This is a genomic window from Bacillus salacetis, assembly GCF_003581585.1.
GTDB classification, from domain to species: domain Bacteria; phylum Bacillota; class Bacilli; order Bacillales; family Bacillaceae_B; genus Rossellomorea; species Rossellomorea salacetis.
This window is the reverse complement of sequence record NZ_QXIR01000001.1, coordinates 272920-290387: the sequence shown is the minus strand read 5'-3', so window position 1 is coordinate 290387 and position 17468 is coordinate 272920. Positions and strand designations below refer to the sequence as shown.

Here is a 17468-nt window from a genome sequence, read left to right as displayed (position 1 = left end):
TCATTTCCCTTATTAATCGACCAAAAAGACTGCCAAGGTCCTTTTTAATGGTCTATTCCAAGAAAGAATAGACCAAGAATCAACGGCAGGCGCTGGAAATTGGTTTAATCCGGGCATCAATGCACCAAAAAGACTCCCGGTTTCCGTTTATATGGTCTAATCCCAAAGAAAATAAGCCAAATATTAACGGCAGGCGCTAAAATTTGGTTCAATTCCGGGATTAATAGACCAAAATGTTTGCCAAGGTCCGTTTTAATGGTCTATTCCAAGAAAAATAAACCAAAATTCAGCTGCAGGCGCTGGAAATTGGTTTAATCCGGTGATCAATGCACCAACATGTCTGCCAAGGTCCGTTTTAATGGTCTATTTCAAGAAAGAATAGACCAAGAATCAACGGCAGACGCTGTAAATTGGTGCAATCCGGGGATCAATGCACCAAAAAGACTGCCGGTTTCCGTTTTTATGGTCTAATCCTAGAGAGAATGGGCCAAATATCAACGGCAGGCGCTGGAAATTGGTTCAATCCCCTTATTAATGGACCAAAATGTTTGCCAAGGTCCGTTTTGATGGTCTATTCCAAGAAAGAATGGACCAAATATCAACGGCAGGCGCTAAAATTTGGTTCAATTCTGGGATTAATGGACCAAAATGTTTGCCAAGATCTGTTTTAAAGGTCTATTCCACGAAAGAATAGTCCAAGAATCAACGGCATGCGCTGGAAATTGGTGCAATTCCCTTATTAATGGACCAAATTTTTGCCATGATCCGTTTTAATGGTCTATTCCAAGAAAGAATGGACCAAATATCAACGGCAGGCGCTAAAATTTGGGTCAATTCCGGGATTAATGGACCAAAATGTTTGCCAAGGTCCGTTTTAATGGTCTATTCCAAGGAAGAATAGACCAAGAATCAACGGCAGGCGCTGGAAAATGGTTCAATCCGGGGATCAATGCACCAAAAAGACTGCCGGTTTCCGTTTTTATGGTCTAATCCTAGAGAGAATAGACCAAATATTAACGGCAGATGCTAAAGTTTGGTTCAATCCCGGCATTACTACTACATCAACATGACTGACAAGGTCAACGTTCATATCAAATTCCTAGACTAATAGATCAAATCACTATTCCTGCCCCCTTCGAGATTTGGCACTGCCTGTTCCTTAGCAGCCGCAATCGGATTTATACGGCCAAGACAATAGAATTAGATTCTTCCACAATCGCCTTTTCTTTTGAATTCTACAAAATATCTATATGAATCTTCTTAAGTAAAAAGAGGTTCTCTGCCTGACCGGACAGCGGGCATCTGGTACTCACGGAAAGTTTCGAATCTCGAAGTTTTCCTCTTATGTTCAACCTGGTTAAACAGCCTTTTATATAGAGAATAAGTGAATTCCTATTTCAGGGCGGGCTCCGTTAAACCCGCCTGCATCCAATTCCGGGAGCCTGGAAATGCAAGTCGGTAAATCTACCTATATATAGAAGTTCTAGTTGGATGAATGTCCATTTATTTATTTTTTTACAGAATATAGGTAAATTATCTATACTATTTCCGTCTTTCTAAATAGGATAAAGTGTACCGAAAATATTCATTTGAAAGAAAGGAAGGATTTCATGAAGAAACGTCAACCTATCAGGGGTTCCCAGACTCCTACACCTTCGCCTTCACCAATTCCTTTGGATCCGAATGATTTGGCTCCAGAATGTATCAGGGTGGATAAAGTATACGATTGGGTATTCTTTGCCAGCAGATATACTAATAAGAACTTTATTCCTGATGAAGAAGTGCGTGAGGCGGTAAGTGCAGCTTTGGCTGCGGGTCTTCGAGTTGAAGTGCGCTGTGATGCCGGCAGCCCGGATGATGTCGCATGTACAGCAACGATCCAGGAAAATGGAAACCCTGGCCGTGTCTTGATTGTTTGGACAGTACCGGTGAATGTAACCATCCTAATTGATGGAGAGCCAGTTGGAACGTTCACGGTCAGAACACAGTTCACTGATGAAATCATGCTTTGTGTACCGGTTGGTATCACGAACGAAAATATCAACTGCCGCGTGACACAAGTAATTTGCCAGACTGGCGGAGTGTTGATGGGTCCTGATCCATTTGGCCCTATGATCCCGCTGACAATCATCCTATGTAAAGATGTTCAAGTAGAGTTCCCTGTTAAGCTGGAAGTATTGGCTAAGTTCTGCTTCCCTCGTACAAACAACATCCCTGTTCCTCAGCCTACTGTTAACTGTGACTTGAGCCTGCTTGAATTCCCTAGACAATGTCCGGGTCTATTCCCTGTAGCCAACTGTGAATGCCAGGCTACTGCGCTTGCTCGAAATGAAGATACAACGGCAATCTTCGGAACGGACGGATTAGAGGTAACTGGACTATCAAGCCTGCGTGCAGAAATCTGTCAGGAATGCTCGCTGGGTGACAGCACATTCACTTACACATTCACGGATACTGATGTCAGTCCGACACCTACTCCGACTGCAACAGGAATCCAATCTGATTTCAGCTTTACTTTCAATCCGTCCTCTATTGACAACGTAGCTTGCGGAGCCGGCTCTCTGACTGCAACTGGTGAAGGTGTAAGATACTTTGACGGTGTTCCTGAGCAGGTATTCTATGAGCTTCAGATCTTCACAGGTTTGATGGGAACAATCACAGAAGGATTCCGCCTCATCCTGAGAAACACAGCGAATGTTGTTGTCTTTGACAGCGGCCTTGTAGAAGCGCTTGTAGAATTCGATGAGTGTGATACGTTCGCAGACCTTCTTGATAATCTGGATGACTAATTTGGGAGACTGGAGGAGATTTCATGCTCCTCCTTATTTTTTTCTCAACTTTTAACAGGAGACTTAAACAAAGAACGAGGAGGCAGCTTGTATGTTATGGAAACTATTCTTTGGAAAGAGCCAGGAAGAGTACCTTCAAGAAGTAATGGACCGGTTATCCGGCGTGGATGAGCTTCATTCCGGCCTGGCAGCAGGATTGGATGATGTGAAGGTGCTGCTGGAGGATTCTCGTAAGAATGGAGGCCTGCAGGAGGAAAAGCTCGATCGGATACTCACCATAATGGAAGAATGGACGAATACTTATGAGGACAAGATGGATCAGGTGAAGGAAGAGAAGGAACAGCAATTGAAGAGCCTGCTGGAAGGGGAAAGGCAAAGGATCGTTTTGGAAGAACAAAAGGAAAAAGAATATCTTCAGCAGATAGAAGAGCTGCAACATCAGGCTGAGGAGTATAAACAAAAGCATGAAGAATCGGAGACGAATCTATGGTCCCTTCAAAAAGAAATTCAGTCGCTGAAAAAGAAAATGAACAGTATGCAGAACGACCAGCTTGCTTACCGTGCAAAACAAAGGAGCGCTCCCTCTGGAAGACAGGCTGGGGTAAGCAATCCGCAAATGAGCAAAGAGGAGCAGTCCCTCCTGAAAGATCAGTATGACTATTTCCCTGTCAGCAAAAGTTCCAAAACAACGGTTTTTAACCCTATGCGCTACAGCAAATGAAGGGGGTGAAATGAATGAGACGGGAAGATGTTCAACGGATGTACAGAGACGCTTCAAAAACAAGGATTTCTCCTACAAGAAGAAAAAAAGTGAAAGAAACTCCCCAAAAATCAACCTTTAAATTTAAAGGGTGCGGTTGTGGATCAAAATAAGAAAAAGCAGGTTTGTTTTCTTTGGAAAGAAGCTTACGATGAAATGATCAGGCACTGTCTGCAGGCATCGCCGCTGGAGGCATGCGGTTTGCTTTCAGGAAAGGGAAGCAGCTGTGAGAAAGTTTGGAGAATGATTAATGTCGAAAAAAGCGAACTATCATTTGCAATGGATCTCGGAGAAATGGACCGCACATTTGCAGCTATGAAACTGGCAGACCATAAATTCACGGGCATTTATCACTCCCACCCGACAGCCCTGCCCATCCCATCAGACGAAGACATCCGCCACTCGATATATCCACATGCTTTCTATTTTATCATTTCTTTGAAGGAACCGAAGCCGCAGGTCGCATGCTATTTAATAGACCAGCTGGAAGCAGCGGAGGTCGAGATCGTCATCCTGTGAAAAGATCTGCTGCTGCCGGGACTCCAGGCAGCGGCAGTTTTCCTGTGTGGGCCGGGGTGCAGGATGCAGCTCCCGGAAAAATCCCGCGGGTACCCGGGGATCTCTATCTGAACAGGTGAAAAGTTTTTAACGAATTCATTTTAATTTCTATATTAAGAGGTGATGAGATGAAGGTATCTATCATTATTCCATTCTATAACTGCCCATATGTCGATCAAGCGGTCAAAAGTGCATTGAATCAAACCTATCCCAACATTGAAGTGATAGTCGTGAATGATGGATCAACACAGCATACTGAAAAACTGTCCCCCTATCTGAGCAGGATCAAATATATCCAAAAGCCGAATGGAGGGACCGCCACTGCATTGAATGCGGGTATTGATGCTGCTACCGGTGACTACTTTGCATGGCTCAGTTCTGATGATCTATTTTTGCCGAACAAAACGGCATCTCAATTGGCATTCATGCGGAACAGCAATGCCCGGCTCTCTTATACAGGGTTCAAGTTCATGGATTCAAATGGATCGGTGACAAGCGAGATGCGATATCGTGATACAACCTGGCAGGGGATGGTTGATACATTGGCTGTAAGATGCCCGATCAATGGGTGTACAGTGATGGCGGATATGGATTTGATCAGGCAGGCAGGGAAATTTGATGAAAGTCTGAGGTACACACATGATTATGATATGTGGTGCAAACTTTCATTGCTTGTGCCTATGAAATATATGGACCTGCTCACTGTCCAGTACAGGGTGCATGATAATATGGGAACCAAAAAACATCATAGTGAATTGCTGGCAGAAGCCGAGCAGGTCAAGAACAGGTATAAACAGCCCTTCAGTTTGTTTAACGAAAACGGGGCAGCAGCCCGCAGGAAGTTGGGATCGATTCCTCTGAGGAAAAAACGGAAGCCTTTATGATGAAGGGGACAGGGAAAGGCACAGCGCCTGTCCCCATGGCTCTTGGAAAGTATGTTTGAAGGGAGTTGAATGACAATGAGAATATTATTGGCGACCGTTTATCCACTGCCCGGCGGTGGAGGGATTTGGTCATTTGTTTCCAACCTGAAAGAGAAATTGGAACGAAAAGGACATGAGGTGGACATCCTCAGTACGAATAAAGAGAATACGAAAGCGAAGATCCTCAATACCACTATTTCCGCCAATTTCAGCTCTTATGAAGAAAATGTCGCTCATGTGCTCCAGACCGAGCAGCCGGGCCTGCCTCCAGGTTCGTTCATGTATTTCTGGGAAAGGCAGCAGCATCTATTCCAGTCTGCAGTATCCGAGTTTTCGTTAGAAAAGTATGATATCATCCATGCCCAGGACATTACCGCCGCCCTTTCACTCAGCCGCATCAAGCCTCCGCGTGTTCCCCTTGTCACAAGTGTCAACGGGTACCTGGCAGGCGAAATTTTTTATGTGTGGAAGTCCCGCTACCTTTATAAAACAGATGAGCAGCTATGGAGCACTCCTGAATTGCAATACTGCCACGAAATCGAGAAGCAGGGCTGCCATGCAAGTGACAGGCTTCATGCAGCATCCAACTGGCTTACAGCTCTGCTTCAGGGCAAGTACGCCGTCCCTTCAGGCAAGATCCACACCTTCCGATATGGAATTGATATAGAAAAAATGCAGAAAGGTGTGCAGAAAGCACCTGTCCGTAAAGCGGCAGATAAAAAAATCATCCTCTGCATGGGCAGGCTTGTGTACCTTAAAGGGATTCACTATTTAATCGAGGCCTTATTCCTTTTATCGAAAGAACGGAAAGACTGGGAATGCTGGATCCTTGGAGAAGGGGATATGGAAGATGTCCTTAAAGAAAAGTGCCGTACCAGGGGATTGACAGAAAATGTGAAATTCAAAGGATTCATCAAGGATGTGGGACCTGTTCTGCGGCAAGCGGATATTCTGGTTCACCCGAGCCTTCAGGAAACACTGCCGCATACTGTGATAGAAGCACAGGTCTCAGGCGTTCCGGTCATCGTCAGTGACGCGGCTGCCATGCCGGAAATGGTGAAAGATGGTGAAACCGGCCTCGTTTTTCCACAAGGTGACAGTGAGGCGCTGGCCCAGCGGATCTCCTCGCTCCTGAAGGATTCAGGCAAACGGGAAGCTTTAAGGGACAAAGCGCTGAAATGGGGCAAGCAATACTGGGATTCTGCCGGGATGATCGAAAATATGGAGAAGTTATATCTGGCAGCCATCAATGAAAAGCAGGGCGGTTGATCCTTTGTGACTCTCTTGCCGGCATCTCCAAGGTGCAGGCTGCCGCGGCAGCCTTGGGAATACGGAAGGAGCGTGTAAATGTTTTATATTAAGTCTCTTTTCGTAACTTTGTTTCTATTCAATATAAATTTCAATTAATATCCTGGTATATCGTCGTAAAAACCCCGGTGAGAAGGAAAGAAATAGCTGCTCGTTCTTTTAACTTTGAATACAGGGGAAAAATCCGGCATCTGGAATTTTTCCAAAAGCAACAATATATGCGAAGACAGTCTATATTAAAGGAGGCCTCATGGTGAATTAACAAGTTTTACATGAGGCGTCTTTTCCTGAAACGGTTTAATGTTCATGAAAAGTAGATTATAATAGAAGTTTGTGAGCTTTATTTTAAGTACGAAGAAAGCATCAGGAGGTACAACGTATGAAAACAATCGGCCGGAACGATCAGTGTGAGTGCGGAAGCGGCAAAAAATACAAGAAATGCTGCGGGAATCACGCCGCTGTCAATATTGATGAGTTGGTACTGGGGGAGCTTGAGATACTGCAGGCCCAGGCATATGACTTCATTGCCGTACATAATAGTGAAGAGCTTGAGAGTGATTACCACCGTTATTTCTCGGAAATGAACGTGATGAACAAAGACCAGGAAATTTACGAAATGGCGTTCCTGAGCTGGTACGGTGTGACGAAAAAGCTTGAGGGCGGACAGTCACTGATGGAACGATTTGTCGAGAAGCAGGGCAGGACTGTGACGAGACCTCAGACACTTGAAAGTTTGGAAGCGTGGAAGAGTCCCAGACTGGCAGCGGGTGTCGTCACTTCGGCCAAGGGGTCTGAATTGATCATCGAGGATACTGTGGAAGGAGAGACCTTCGATGTGAAGGGAGCAAATCCTGAGATTGTCGAAGGGTGCTTCTTTATTGGGATCCTGCTGCAAAACGGCGGCAGCTACCTTCCATTTGCACAGTATTTTGTCTATCCGGGGATTGCCGGGACATGCAAAGACGCCATGATCGAAAGAATGAGAAACGCTGGAAAAGATTCTGTGGAAGAATATCTCACTACAAATTATCTTTATCTGGCTGATCACTGCTTCTATCTGTTTACTGAGAGTGGAGATGCCGTTCAAGAGAAAGTGGAAGCAGCTTTGGAAGAGACCCCTGCGGAAGGGAATCCTGCCTATACAGAGGCGGTTGATTCAATGAAAGCTTTCTTGACGGAACAGGGAGAGACCCAGGCAAACATTGAAAAAGCTGCCAAACTGCTTTCGCAGTACTTTGAAAGTGAGTCCCCGAAAATCAGGAACCCGCAAATCTATTCCGCTTCAATCATCGAAGTCATCAAAGGTGAGACAGAACTGAAAAAGGACTATCTCCAAAAAGATTTGGCGGAAGCTTTCGGCGTATCGGCCAACAGTATCTCCAGGCGGTCCAAGGAAATGAAGAAAATTATATTGGCTGTTGTGTGATTCATGAGCAGCGCTCCATCAAGAGGATGGCTCCGGTAATGTTCCGGGGCCGTCTTTTTTTTTGCCGGGCTTCCGGCTGATATACATGGGGTGCAGATCATTTTTCACCATGAAACAGCGGGTAAGACAGCCCCCGGATTCGTTACTAATTGCTCATAAGTTTTGTGGAATATAATGTTAAAATTGCCAGGTAGTATTAAAGTTGTAAATTCGTGGTTTGAAGCCGGCTCATTCTGGCTACTTATTAGTTGAGCTGTTATATAGGAGAAATGGGGGAGGGAATGAGGATGAAACGTAAAACCTGGGCATTTATTCTGCTGTTCGTTTTGTTGGGAGGGACTGCAGCAGGGTGTTCACAGAATCAAAAGGCATCAGATGCTGAAGGTTCCAGTCCGGAGCCAACGGAAGAGACAAATCAGGAAACAGAAGGTCAAGAACCCAAAAAGGATATACCCGAAGCGGCTTTAAATAACGTTGAAGAAATCGTGAAGGAAAAAGGGAAATACGACGCGGAAAAATTGGGGAAAGATGAACAATATATGAAAGAGCTTTTGGAGGAAATAGAAAAAGCACCTGATAATCTGACAGGTGAAGAGGCCTACTCGCTGGTCGTCTCCCTGGCTGCCGCCGATATTGAAAAGGAAGCGGAAGGGTTTGAGAAGGTGGATCCCATCATAACAATTGATTCTTCAACCCCTGAGGATGAGATTGAAATACCTGAGCAGGAAAAGGTGAACGTGGCCATCCTTCTGGACGCGAGCGGAAGTATGGCAGGCGAAGTCAGCGGCGGGCAAAAGATGAAGCTCGCTAAACAGGCAATACAGAATTACGCCCAGGATCTGCCGGACGGGTCGAACATCATGCTCCGAGTGTATGGACATAAAGGCACCGGTTCAGATGCCGACAAGGAAATGTCATGCAAGAGCAACGAGGTTGTTTATGACCTGGGGGCTTATGATGAGACAGGCTTCAGCAAATCGCTTGAACAATTCGATCCTGCAGGATGGACCCCTTTAGCAGGGGCAATCGAGGCTGCCAAAACAGACCTGGAAGACCAAAAAGGCGAGAATATCAAAAACGTCATTTATGTCGTAAGTGATGGTGTGGAAACATGCGATGGCGATCCTGTCTCTGCAGCGAAATCCCTGAATGAATCCGATATCCAGGCAGAGGTGAATATCATCGGGTTTGATGTCGACAACGAGGGGCAGGTCAAGCTGAAGGAAGTGGCAGAAGCAGGCGGTGGACAGTACAAATCCGTCTATTCTGAAAGTGAATTGAACAGCTACCTGAAAGAAGAATACAGGCGCCTGTATTGGGAATGGCTGGCATGGGGGAATGACCGCTATTTCGATATCCTCGGCCAAAGCAATGACATTTATTTTGAAATGCTTGGCTACAAAAATGATATTTACTTCAAATCACTTGGAGCCAAAAATATCATGAGCAACCTGAGGTATAAACTGAAAGAAATGGATAAATTCAAGGATGATGAAGCCGAGGACGAGTACAGGGAATTGATCAAGATCAGGCATGAAACGGTGGATGAATATTTCGACCATGAAGCAGAACGGAAGAATAAAATCCGCAAAGATATGAGAGATAAGCTCGAGAAAAAAGTCAAAGAACTGAAAGAAAAGAATACGGAAAAATATTCTTCCTGATTTTCCAGGTATCTGCAGAGACACTCTCCAAACAGAGGGTGTCTTTTCTTTTGTATATCCTTCTTTTTACAGTAAAAATTTTCAAGAACGCGTCGACAAAATAAACAGGAAGTAAGTTTTTAACAATTGGAAGAAAGAAGGAATTCATATGAATGCAGTAGAACAGCTTAGAGTAAGTGATGTGAAGAAGAAGAACCTTCTGATGTTTGTTACCTTTCTGATTTCTTTATTGGCAGCGGGTATTTCAGCATCTATGTCGGGAGAGATGGCCAAAGCCCTTTTCTATTTATCAGAGATAACAGCGTTTGTTCTTCTTTTTATCGGGTTTCAATTTATTTTTAAAAAATATAAGTTATTTCCTTTGGTCAGCATCATCACTATCCAGGCCTTTACATTATCTGCTCTTTTTATCTTGGAACCATCTGTGGATTTTGTCCCCATCTTATTTGTTCTGGGATTGATTTCTGCTCTGCATTTTAATCGTGTGGTTTTCGGAATCGGGTATTTCCTTGGCCTCGTCATTTTGGCAGTGGATTTTTATCTTATAGAAACAAACGATCTTCTTGAAACATTCATCCCTACATCCATACTGGCTTATGTTCTATGCGGCGTCATATTGGGTGTCATGATCCATCTCAATGCCAAACAGGATGAAAAGCTGCAGGAAATGATGGTAACGGCGGCGGAAGAAGCGGAACATCAGAAGCAGCTGAAGAAAAAGCTTGAAGATAAGGTCAGCGGGATTGTAGGTGATTTGGCTGCTGTAAATCAGCAGGTGCAGACGAACCTTGCCTCTCAGGAAGAAATGAAAACAGCCATCGGCGAAGTGGCAGCCGGAAGCCAGGTGCAGTCTGAGCAAATTACAGGCATTACGGGTAATGCCCTCAGTACAAAAAATTCCATGGACCACTTATACTCTGTATCCACGGAACTGCGGGAAGAAACGAATACAGCCAATCAGCACATCACGGAAAGTGAAGGGAAGACAAGTGAATTAAATAAAGATATTCATGAACTTGCTTCATTGGTAAAAGGTTTGAATGAAACCTTTTCAATCTTGACGGATACAATCAAAGAAACAAATACGTTCACCGGGAAGATTAAAGAGATCACAGATCAAACCAACCTGCTGGCACTCAATGCTTCCATTGAAGCAGCCAGGGCTGGTGAGGCTGGAAAGGGATTCGCTGTCGTTGCAGATGAAATAAGGAAGCTGGCGGAAATGAGCGGGAGGACGACTGACCGCATCAATGATAATTTGGTCAAGTTAAACATGAATAATGATGATGCACTGGCCAAGGTCCAAACGAGCAGCCGGTTCATCAGCAAAGGACTTGAATCTACTGAGCAGGTGACAGAATCATTCAATCTGGCATCAGATGTCTTCTCTAAACTTCAAGGACATGTAACGACATTGCTGCAGCTGGCAGAAGAAGTCGGCAGACAATCCGACAGCACCCAAGGATCAACAGCTGAATTAGCATCCATCATTGAAGAGTCCTCTGCAAGCCTTGAAGAGATGAGTGCGACAGTGGAATGTTTAACAGATGACAACCATACCATTGCAGAATTGATGGGAGAAACAACACGTAAAGCTGAATCGATCTTAAATGACTGAAGGCACAAGGCATTCCTGGATATGGGAATGCCTTTGATACTTTAGCGCTTTAAAGCAGCCGGGGACAGTCCCCGGCTGCTTTAAAGCGCTAAAGGGGACTGTCCCTCTTCATGCGTTAATGCGGTGAAGTGCGCAGAAAGGGCCCAATTGTCAGTTGTTGTCACCCTTTCTCGATAGTGGTAATATTAATAGGGAATATTGCGTTTTTTTATTAAAGGATTTTACTGGTAAACAGAGAACTTTTACTAGTGAAGGTTTGTCTGATTTTGAAGCGGATACTTCCGCATGATTATATTCGTCAATAAGCGGCTGCGAAACAATGCAGCTTTTTTAAGAGGCTTTTTTCTTAAGGCCGGTTTCCACTTTGAATGAGGAGCCGCCCTTCCTGATACAGGGCCAAATCTTTTCAAAGAAGCAATCTAAACAGTTTTTTATCATTACATTTCCACTAGAAGGAGCGCTCATACATGATTGGAATTTTAAATAAAGTGTTCGATCCCAACAAACGCGAGCTGAAGAAACTGGAGAAATATGCTGACCAGATCGAGGCTTTAAGCCAGGATATGGCCAAGCTTTCCGATGACGGTATACGCCAGAAAACGGAAGAATTCAAGAAGCGGTATCAGGATGGGGAAAGCCTCGATGATATGCTTGTTGAAGCTTTTGCCGTTGTCCGTGAAGGGGCAAAGCGGGTCCTTGGACAGTATCCTTACCGCGTCCAGCTCATGGGTGGTGCTTCCCTTCATGAGGGAAATATCTCCGAGATGAAAACGGGTGAAGGTAAAACCCTGACATCCACAATGCCGGTATACCTCAATGCCATTACCGGGAAAGGCGTTCACGTTGTAACGGTCAATGAATACCTTGCCAGCCGTGATGCTGAGGAAATGGGCCAGCTTTACAACTTCCTTGGACTGACTGTCGGCCTTAACTTGAATTCAATGTCGAAAGAAGAGAAGCGCGAAGCATACGCGGCCGATATCACGTACAGCACGAATAATGAACTGGGTTTCGACTATCTGCGTGATAATATGGTTCTTTATAAAAATCAAATGGTTCAGCGTCCGCTTCATTTTGCCGTTATTGATGAAGTCGACTCGATCCTGATCGATGAAGCCCGTACACCGCTGATCATTTCCGGCCAGGCGCAGAAATCGACTCAGCTTTACATGCAGGCCAATGCTGTCGTCCGCATGCTGAGCAAAGAGACGGATTTTACCTATGATGAAAAAACAAAAGGTGTGCAGCTGACAGAAGAAGGTATTACAAAGGTAGAGAAAGCCTTCAATATCGAAAACCTGTTTGACCTGTCACACGTAACCCTGAACCATCATATCCTTCAAGCCTTGAAGGCGCATGTCAGCATGCATAATGATGTTGACTATGTTGTGCAGGATGGGGAAATCGTGATTGTCGACTCCTTCACAGGACGTTTGATGAAAGGGCGCCGTTACAGTGACGGCCTTCATCAGGCAATCGAGGCGAAAGAAGGCGTCGAAATCCAGAATGAAAGCATGACCATGGCGACGATCACATTCCAGAACTACTTCCGTATGTATGAGAAGCTGTCCGGTATGACGGGTACGGCGAAGACAGAGGAAGAGGAATTCCGCAACATCTATAATATGAATGTTGTCGTGATCCCGACGAACAAGCCGATTGCTCGTGATGACCGTCCGGATCTGATCTATGCTTCCATGGAAGGGAAGTTCCGTGCCGTCGTGGAAGAAATCGCTGAACGTTACCAGAAGGGGCAGCCTGTGCTTGTCGGTACGGTTGCCGTTGAAACATCTGAATTGATTTCAAGGCTTTTAACGAAAAAAGATGTCCGCCACAACGTCTTGAATGCGAAAAACCATGAGCGTGAAGCGGAAATCATTTTAGAAGCCGGTCAAAAAGGTTCCGTGACCATCGCGACAAACATGGCCGGCCGTGGTACCGACATCAAGCTTGGTGATGGTGTACTTGATCTTGGCGGATTGGCGGTCATCGGTACGGAGCGGCATGAGTCCCGCCGTATCGATAACCAGCTGCGTGGACGTTCCGGACGTCAGGGAGACCCGGGTGTCACACAATTCTATCTGTCAATGGAAGATGAGCTGATGCGCCGATTCGGTTCCGATAACATGAAATCGATGATGGAACGCCTTGGAATGGCGGATGACCAGCCGATCCAAAGCAAGATGGTCAGCCGTGCCGTCGAATCTGCACAGAAACGGGTTGAGGGTAACAACTTCGATGCCCGTAAACAGCTTCTGTCTTATGATGATGTTCTCCGCCAGCAGCGTGAAATCATTTATAAACAGCGTTTTGAAGTGCTTGATTCCGAGAACCTGCGTGAGATTGTCGAATCCATGATCAAGTCTGTGATCACACGTGCTGTTGAAGCACATGCACCGATCATTGAAGAGGAAGAAAAGTGGAATCTGAAAGGCATCGTCGATTACGTCAATGCCACTCTCCTCCAGGAAGGCGACCTGGCCATTGAAGATCTTCAAAAGAAAGAACCTGAAGAGATGGTCAACCTCATCTACGCTAAGGTTCAGGAACGTTACAACGAAAAAGAAGAAGAGCTCACTTCCGAACAGATGCGTGAATTCGAAAAAGTTGTCCTTCTTCGTGCGGTTGATACCAAATGGATCGACCACATCGATGCGATGGACCATCTTCGCCAGGGTATCCACCTTCGTGCATATGGCCAGACAGATCCACTGCGCGAATACCAGCATGAAGGGTTTGCGATGTTTGAAAATATGGTCGTGTCAATCGAGGAAGATGCAGCCCGCTATGTAATGAAAGCGGAAATCCGCAATAACCTTCAGCGTCAGGAAGTGGCGAAAGGGCAGGCGGTCAATCCAAAAGAGGATGGCGGCGGGAAAGCCAAAAAGAAACAGCCTGTTCGCAAAGCGGAAAATATAAAACGAAACGACCCGTGCCCTTGCGGAAGCGGTCAGAAATATAAAAATTGTCATGGTAAAGTAGAGTAAGGATCTGGTCCTGGAAGGCTGAGTGATCATGTCGGCGTTGAAGCGGACAGAGCCCGCACTTTGCAGGGGGGTATCACATCATCCTCTCCAACACCGTTTAAGAAACTACCTGATTTCTCTTGATGGAAGAGGTGTCAGGTAGTTTTTCTGCGGGTAAACCATTATAGAAACTTTGCGATTCCTGTTCAATAAACGTTATAATGAAACTTACGCTTACTAAATAAACCGAGGTGAATTTGATGGAACTTTTTGAAGTGAAATCACAATTGGAAAATACAGCCAGGAAACTGGCGGACTTCAGGGGGTCTCTTTGACCTCGAGAACAAAGAAGCACGAATAGCGGAACTTGATGAAGTCATGGTGGATCCTGAATTCTGGAATGACCAGCAGAAGGCCCAGGGAGTCATCAATGAAGCGAATGGATTGAAAGATCTGGTCAACCAGTATAAAGACATGCAGGAGATGCAGGAAAATCTGGAAGTGACGCTCGAGCTTGTTAAAGAAGAGAACGATGCAGAGCTTCAGGAAGAGCTTGTAGAAGAAACAAAAGAGTTAAACAAACGTTTGAATGACTATGAACTTCAGCTGCTGCTCAGCGAAGAACATGATAAAAACAACGCAATCCTGGAACTTCACCCAGGTGCGGGCGGAACGGAATCGCAGGACTGGGGATCGATGCTGCTGCGCATGTATCAGCGCTGGGCGGAGAAAAAAGGCTTCAAGGTTGAAACGCTGGATTACCTTCCGGGAGATGAAGCAGGGATCAAAAGTGTCACCTTGTTAATCAAAGGGCATAACGCTTACGGCTATTTGAAAGCCGAAAAAGGTGTCCACCGCCTGGTAAGGATTTCTCCATTCGATTCTTCCGGCCGCCGCCATACGTCTTTCGTGTCATGCGAAGTCATGCCTGAATTCAATGAAGAGATTGAAATTGATATCCGTACTGAGGATATCAAAATCGATACGTACCGTGCGAGCGGTGCCGGCGGTCAGCATATCAACACGACTGATTCGGCTGTCCGTATCACTCACCTTCCGACAGGTGTGGTTGTGACATGCCAATCAGAACGTTCACAGATCAAGAACCGTGAACAGGCGATGAAGATGCTGAAAGCCAAGCTTTATCAAAGACGGATTGAAGAACAGGAGCAGGAGCTGCTGGAGATCCGCGGTGAACAGAAAGAAATCGGCTGGGGAAGCCAGATCCGTTCTTACGTCTTCCATCCTTACTCCATGGTCAAAGACCATCGTACAAATACAGAGATGGGGAATGTGCAGGCCGTCATGGATGGAGACATCGACAACTTCATCAATGCTTACCTCCGTTCACGGATCAACTAAAGAGAACCAATTCAAAACCTTCCTTATTATAAGGGGGGTTTTTTTATGTTCATAGAAGAGTGGAATGCTTTACCGCTTCACCGCATCCGGGGACAGTCCCCCGCCGCGGTGCCGCATTAACACGTTAAAGTACCAATATTTACAGCATTCATCCCTCATGCTATACTCTCAAAGGCTGTTCATTAAAGGACGAAGGCCGACACAGGAATTCCAGGAAAGGTGGCTGCTTTAGTACTTTAAAGTAACAGGGGACTGTCCCCCGGCGCTTTAAAGCGGTAAAGCGCCGCGCACCTATGAAATTCCGGTTGTTGGCCATACTAATATTCAATACATCAAAGGAGATCTGACAGGGATGGGAAAGAAGGACAGAAGACGCCGCGGGGCACAGCAAAACCCGGGGCTGAATAAGTTTTTGGAATATGTATATGTACTCGTTGGATCGGCGATTGTCGGGATCGCCTTCAATGTATTTTTACTCCCGAATGAAGTAGCATCCGGCGGAGTGAGCGGGATTTCCACAATCACCAAAGCGGTGTTTGACTGGAAGCCGGCTTACGTCCAGTGGGCCTTCAACGTTCCGCTATTCATAGCAGGCCTGATTTTCCTGGGCTTTCAGTTTGGGTTCAAAACGGCACTCGGAACAATATTCCTTCCGCTGGTAGTGTTTTTGACGGAAGATTGGGAAGCATGGTCCATGGATCCGCTCCTTGGCGCACTTTTCGGCGGTATCGGAGTCGGGCTTGGACTTGGAATCGTTTTTAGAGGAAAAGCATCAACGGGAGGGACCGACCTTGCCGCCCAGATCATCAACAAATATTCAGGGTTATCCCTTGGCACCTGCGTAGCCATCATCGACGGCATGATCGTCTTATCGGCTGCCATCGTTTTCGATATTGAAAGAGGTCTATATGCGTTGATCGGGCTTTACGTGACAAGCAAGACCATCGACCTGGTACAGGTTGGCTTCGGCCGTTCCAAAATGGCTATGATCATTACCAACCGCCAGGAAGAAATCCGCGAAGGTGTCCTGAATAAAATTGACCGCGGTGTGACAAAACTATCAGCATACGGCGGATACACGGACGACGAGCGCCCAATTCTTATGTGTGTCGTCGATCAGCGTGAGTTCACAAGATTGAAACAACTGGTCAAAAGCATTGACCCGTCTGCATTTGTGGTGACTATGGATGCTTCGGAGGTACTTGGAGAAGGTTTTAAACGGGTCTGATCCTGGTATAATAAGGAATGAGAGGAAACGCATTATTTTTCATTCTGGGAGGAATCGCAATGAAAAAGAGTTTATTGGGTATCCTGCTGACTTCATCACTTGTTTTTGCCGGCTGCAGCAATGCTTCTGACGAAGCGAGTGATGCAAACAACCCGCAGGATGCTGCTGAAAGTGCAGCAGGAACGGAAATCGATCCTGAAAAAATCGTCAATCAAAAATGCTCCAGCTGCCATGGCGGCGACCTGTCAGGCGGAATGGGTCCTGCATTGAGCAAAATCGGTTCTGAGTTAAGCAAAGATGAAATCCTGGCTGTCATCCAAAATGGACCAGGCGCTATGCCGGAGAACATCATTGAAGGTGAAGAAGCCGATGCAGTCGCAGAATGGCTGGCGGAGAAAAAGTAAAAGAGAGTCTTCGGACTTTCTTTTTTTGTTTGTAAAAGGCTATTATGAAAACTTTGTTCCTATTTAATAGTATTTACAAGAATTCATATTTCAGTAGAAATCCTATCTGCCAAACAGAAAAAGCTGCAAACCCAAATAATACCCTGGATCTTATGAATTCAAGCCGATGAAATAATCCAAGAGGCAAGGTCAGATCAATCCTCTTCTGTAACAAACTCTTAAAACCCTTAAAGTTTTGTATCGTTACACTTCTATAACAAAACTCCTTAAATGACTTTTCGACAATCCCGGAAAGGAGTCTTTGCCCATGCATTTTTCGACACTAAGCTCTTTTTCCTATTATCCTTCTATAATAATATGATCCTTTTCTCCCGGACTTAACATATACAACTATGCTTTAATAAGGAAAATTATGCTATTTTCTTTTCGTTTTGATACCAAAATGTAATATAAATTATCCTT

General features: G+C 45.4%; 16 protein-coding genes. All 16 read left to right on the top strand.

The genetic code is table 11. The features are described from left to right. Positions 1–336 precede the first annotated feature (336 nt). The 16 genes from D3H55_RS25140 (at position 337) to cccB (ending at position 17006) form a co-directional block, all read left to right on the top strand. Entirely contained in the window at positions 337–471 is a 135-nt protein-coding gene (locus D3H55_RS25140) for a hypothetical protein (RefSeq protein WP_276310193.1), read from the top strand. A gap of 384 nt (positions 472–855) precedes the next feature. Then, positions 856–990 (top strand): hypothetical protein, encoded by a 135-nt coding sequence (locus tag D3H55_RS25135; RefSeq protein WP_276310192.1) that lies wholly within the window; start codon positions 856–858, stop codon positions 988–990. Positions 991–1610: 620 nt separating this feature from the next. After that, complete coding sequence (locus tag D3H55_RS01410) at positions 1611–2789, top strand: BMQ_0737 family morphogenetic spore coat protein (protein ID WP_119545107.1); 1179 nt, start codon at positions 1611–1613, stop codon at positions 2787–2789. A 91-nt stretch (positions 2790–2880) separates the two neighbouring features. Beyond that, on the top strand, positions 2881–3510 hold the full coding sequence (locus D3H55_RS01405) for a hypothetical protein (protein WP_119545106.1): 630 nt from the start codon (positions 2881–2883) through the stop codon (positions 3508–3510). 14 nt (positions 3511–3524) lie between these two features. Continuing rightward, complete coding sequence (locus tag D3H55_RS23970) at positions 3525–3662, top strand: hypothetical protein (protein WP_168412921.1); 138 nt, start codon at positions 3525–3527, stop codon at positions 3660–3662. Beyond that, positions 3649–4068, top strand: coding sequence for a M67 family metallopeptidase (locus D3H55_RS01400; RefSeq protein ID WP_119545105.1), 420 nt, complete (start codon positions 3649–3651; stop codon positions 4066–4068). The genes D3H55_RS23970 and D3H55_RS01400 overlap by 14 nt, the downstream gene beginning before the upstream one ends. Further along, positions 4065–4187 (top strand): hypothetical protein, encoded by a 123-nt coding sequence (locus D3H55_RS25130; RefSeq protein ID WP_276310191.1) that lies wholly within the window; start codon positions 4065–4067, stop codon positions 4185–4187. Before D3H55_RS01400 ends, D3H55_RS25130 begins: the two co-directional genes overlap by 4 nt. A gap of 48 nt (positions 4188–4235) precedes the next feature. Next, entirely contained in the window at positions 4236–4991 is a 756-nt protein-coding gene (locus tag D3H55_RS01395) for a glycosyltransferase (protein WP_119545104.1), read from the top strand. A 75-nt stretch (positions 4992–5066) separates the two neighbouring features. Then, positions 5067–6299, top strand: coding sequence for a glycosyltransferase family 4 protein (locus D3H55_RS01390; protein ID WP_168412920.1), 1233 nt, complete (start codon positions 5067–5069; stop codon positions 6297–6299). Positions 6300–6717: 418 nt separating this feature from the next. Then, positions 6718–7764: a YecA family protein gene (locus D3H55_RS01385; RefSeq protein WP_119545102.1), complete on the top strand. Its 1047-nt coding sequence runs from the start codon at positions 6718–6720 to the stop codon at positions 7762–7764. A gap of 287 nt (positions 7765–8051) precedes the next feature. Beyond that, positions 8052–9428: a vWA domain-containing protein gene (locus D3H55_RS01380; protein WP_168412919.1), complete on the top strand. Its 1377-nt coding sequence runs from the start codon at positions 8052–8054 to the stop codon at positions 9426–9428. A gap of 148 nt (positions 9429–9576) precedes the next feature. Further along, the gene (locus D3H55_RS01375) at positions 9577–11046 is read left to right on the top strand and encodes a methyl-accepting chemotaxis protein (protein ID WP_119545100.1); all 1470 of its coding nucleotides are present in this window, start codon (positions 9577–9579) and stop codon (positions 11044–11046) included. Between the two features lie 467 nt (positions 11047–11513). Further along, positions 11514–14033 (top strand): preprotein translocase subunit SecA, encoded by a 2520-nt coding sequence (gene secA / locus D3H55_RS01370; RefSeq protein ID WP_119545099.1) that lies wholly within the window; start codon positions 11514–11516, stop codon positions 14031–14033. Between the two features lie 239 nt (positions 14034–14272). After that, positions 14273–15374, top strand: a protein-coding gene (prfB, locus tag D3H55_RS01365) for a peptide chain release factor 2 (RefSeq protein WP_119545098.1) whose coding sequence is annotated in 2 segments (ribosomal slippage) — positions 14273–14344 and positions 14346–15374 — 1101 coding nt in all. Because the reading frame shifts where the segments join, the coding sequence is not laid out codon by codon here. Between the two features lie 352 nt (positions 15375–15726). Then, positions 15727–16602 (top strand): YitT family protein, encoded by an 876-nt coding sequence (locus D3H55_RS01360; RefSeq protein ID WP_119545097.1) that lies wholly within the window; start codon positions 15727–15729, stop codon positions 16600–16602. A 59-nt stretch (positions 16603–16661) separates the two neighbouring features. After that, entirely contained in the window at positions 16662–17006 is a 345-nt protein-coding gene (gene cccB / locus D3H55_RS01355) for a cytochrome c551 (protein WP_119545096.1), read from the top strand. Positions 17007–17468 lie beyond the last annotated feature (462 nt).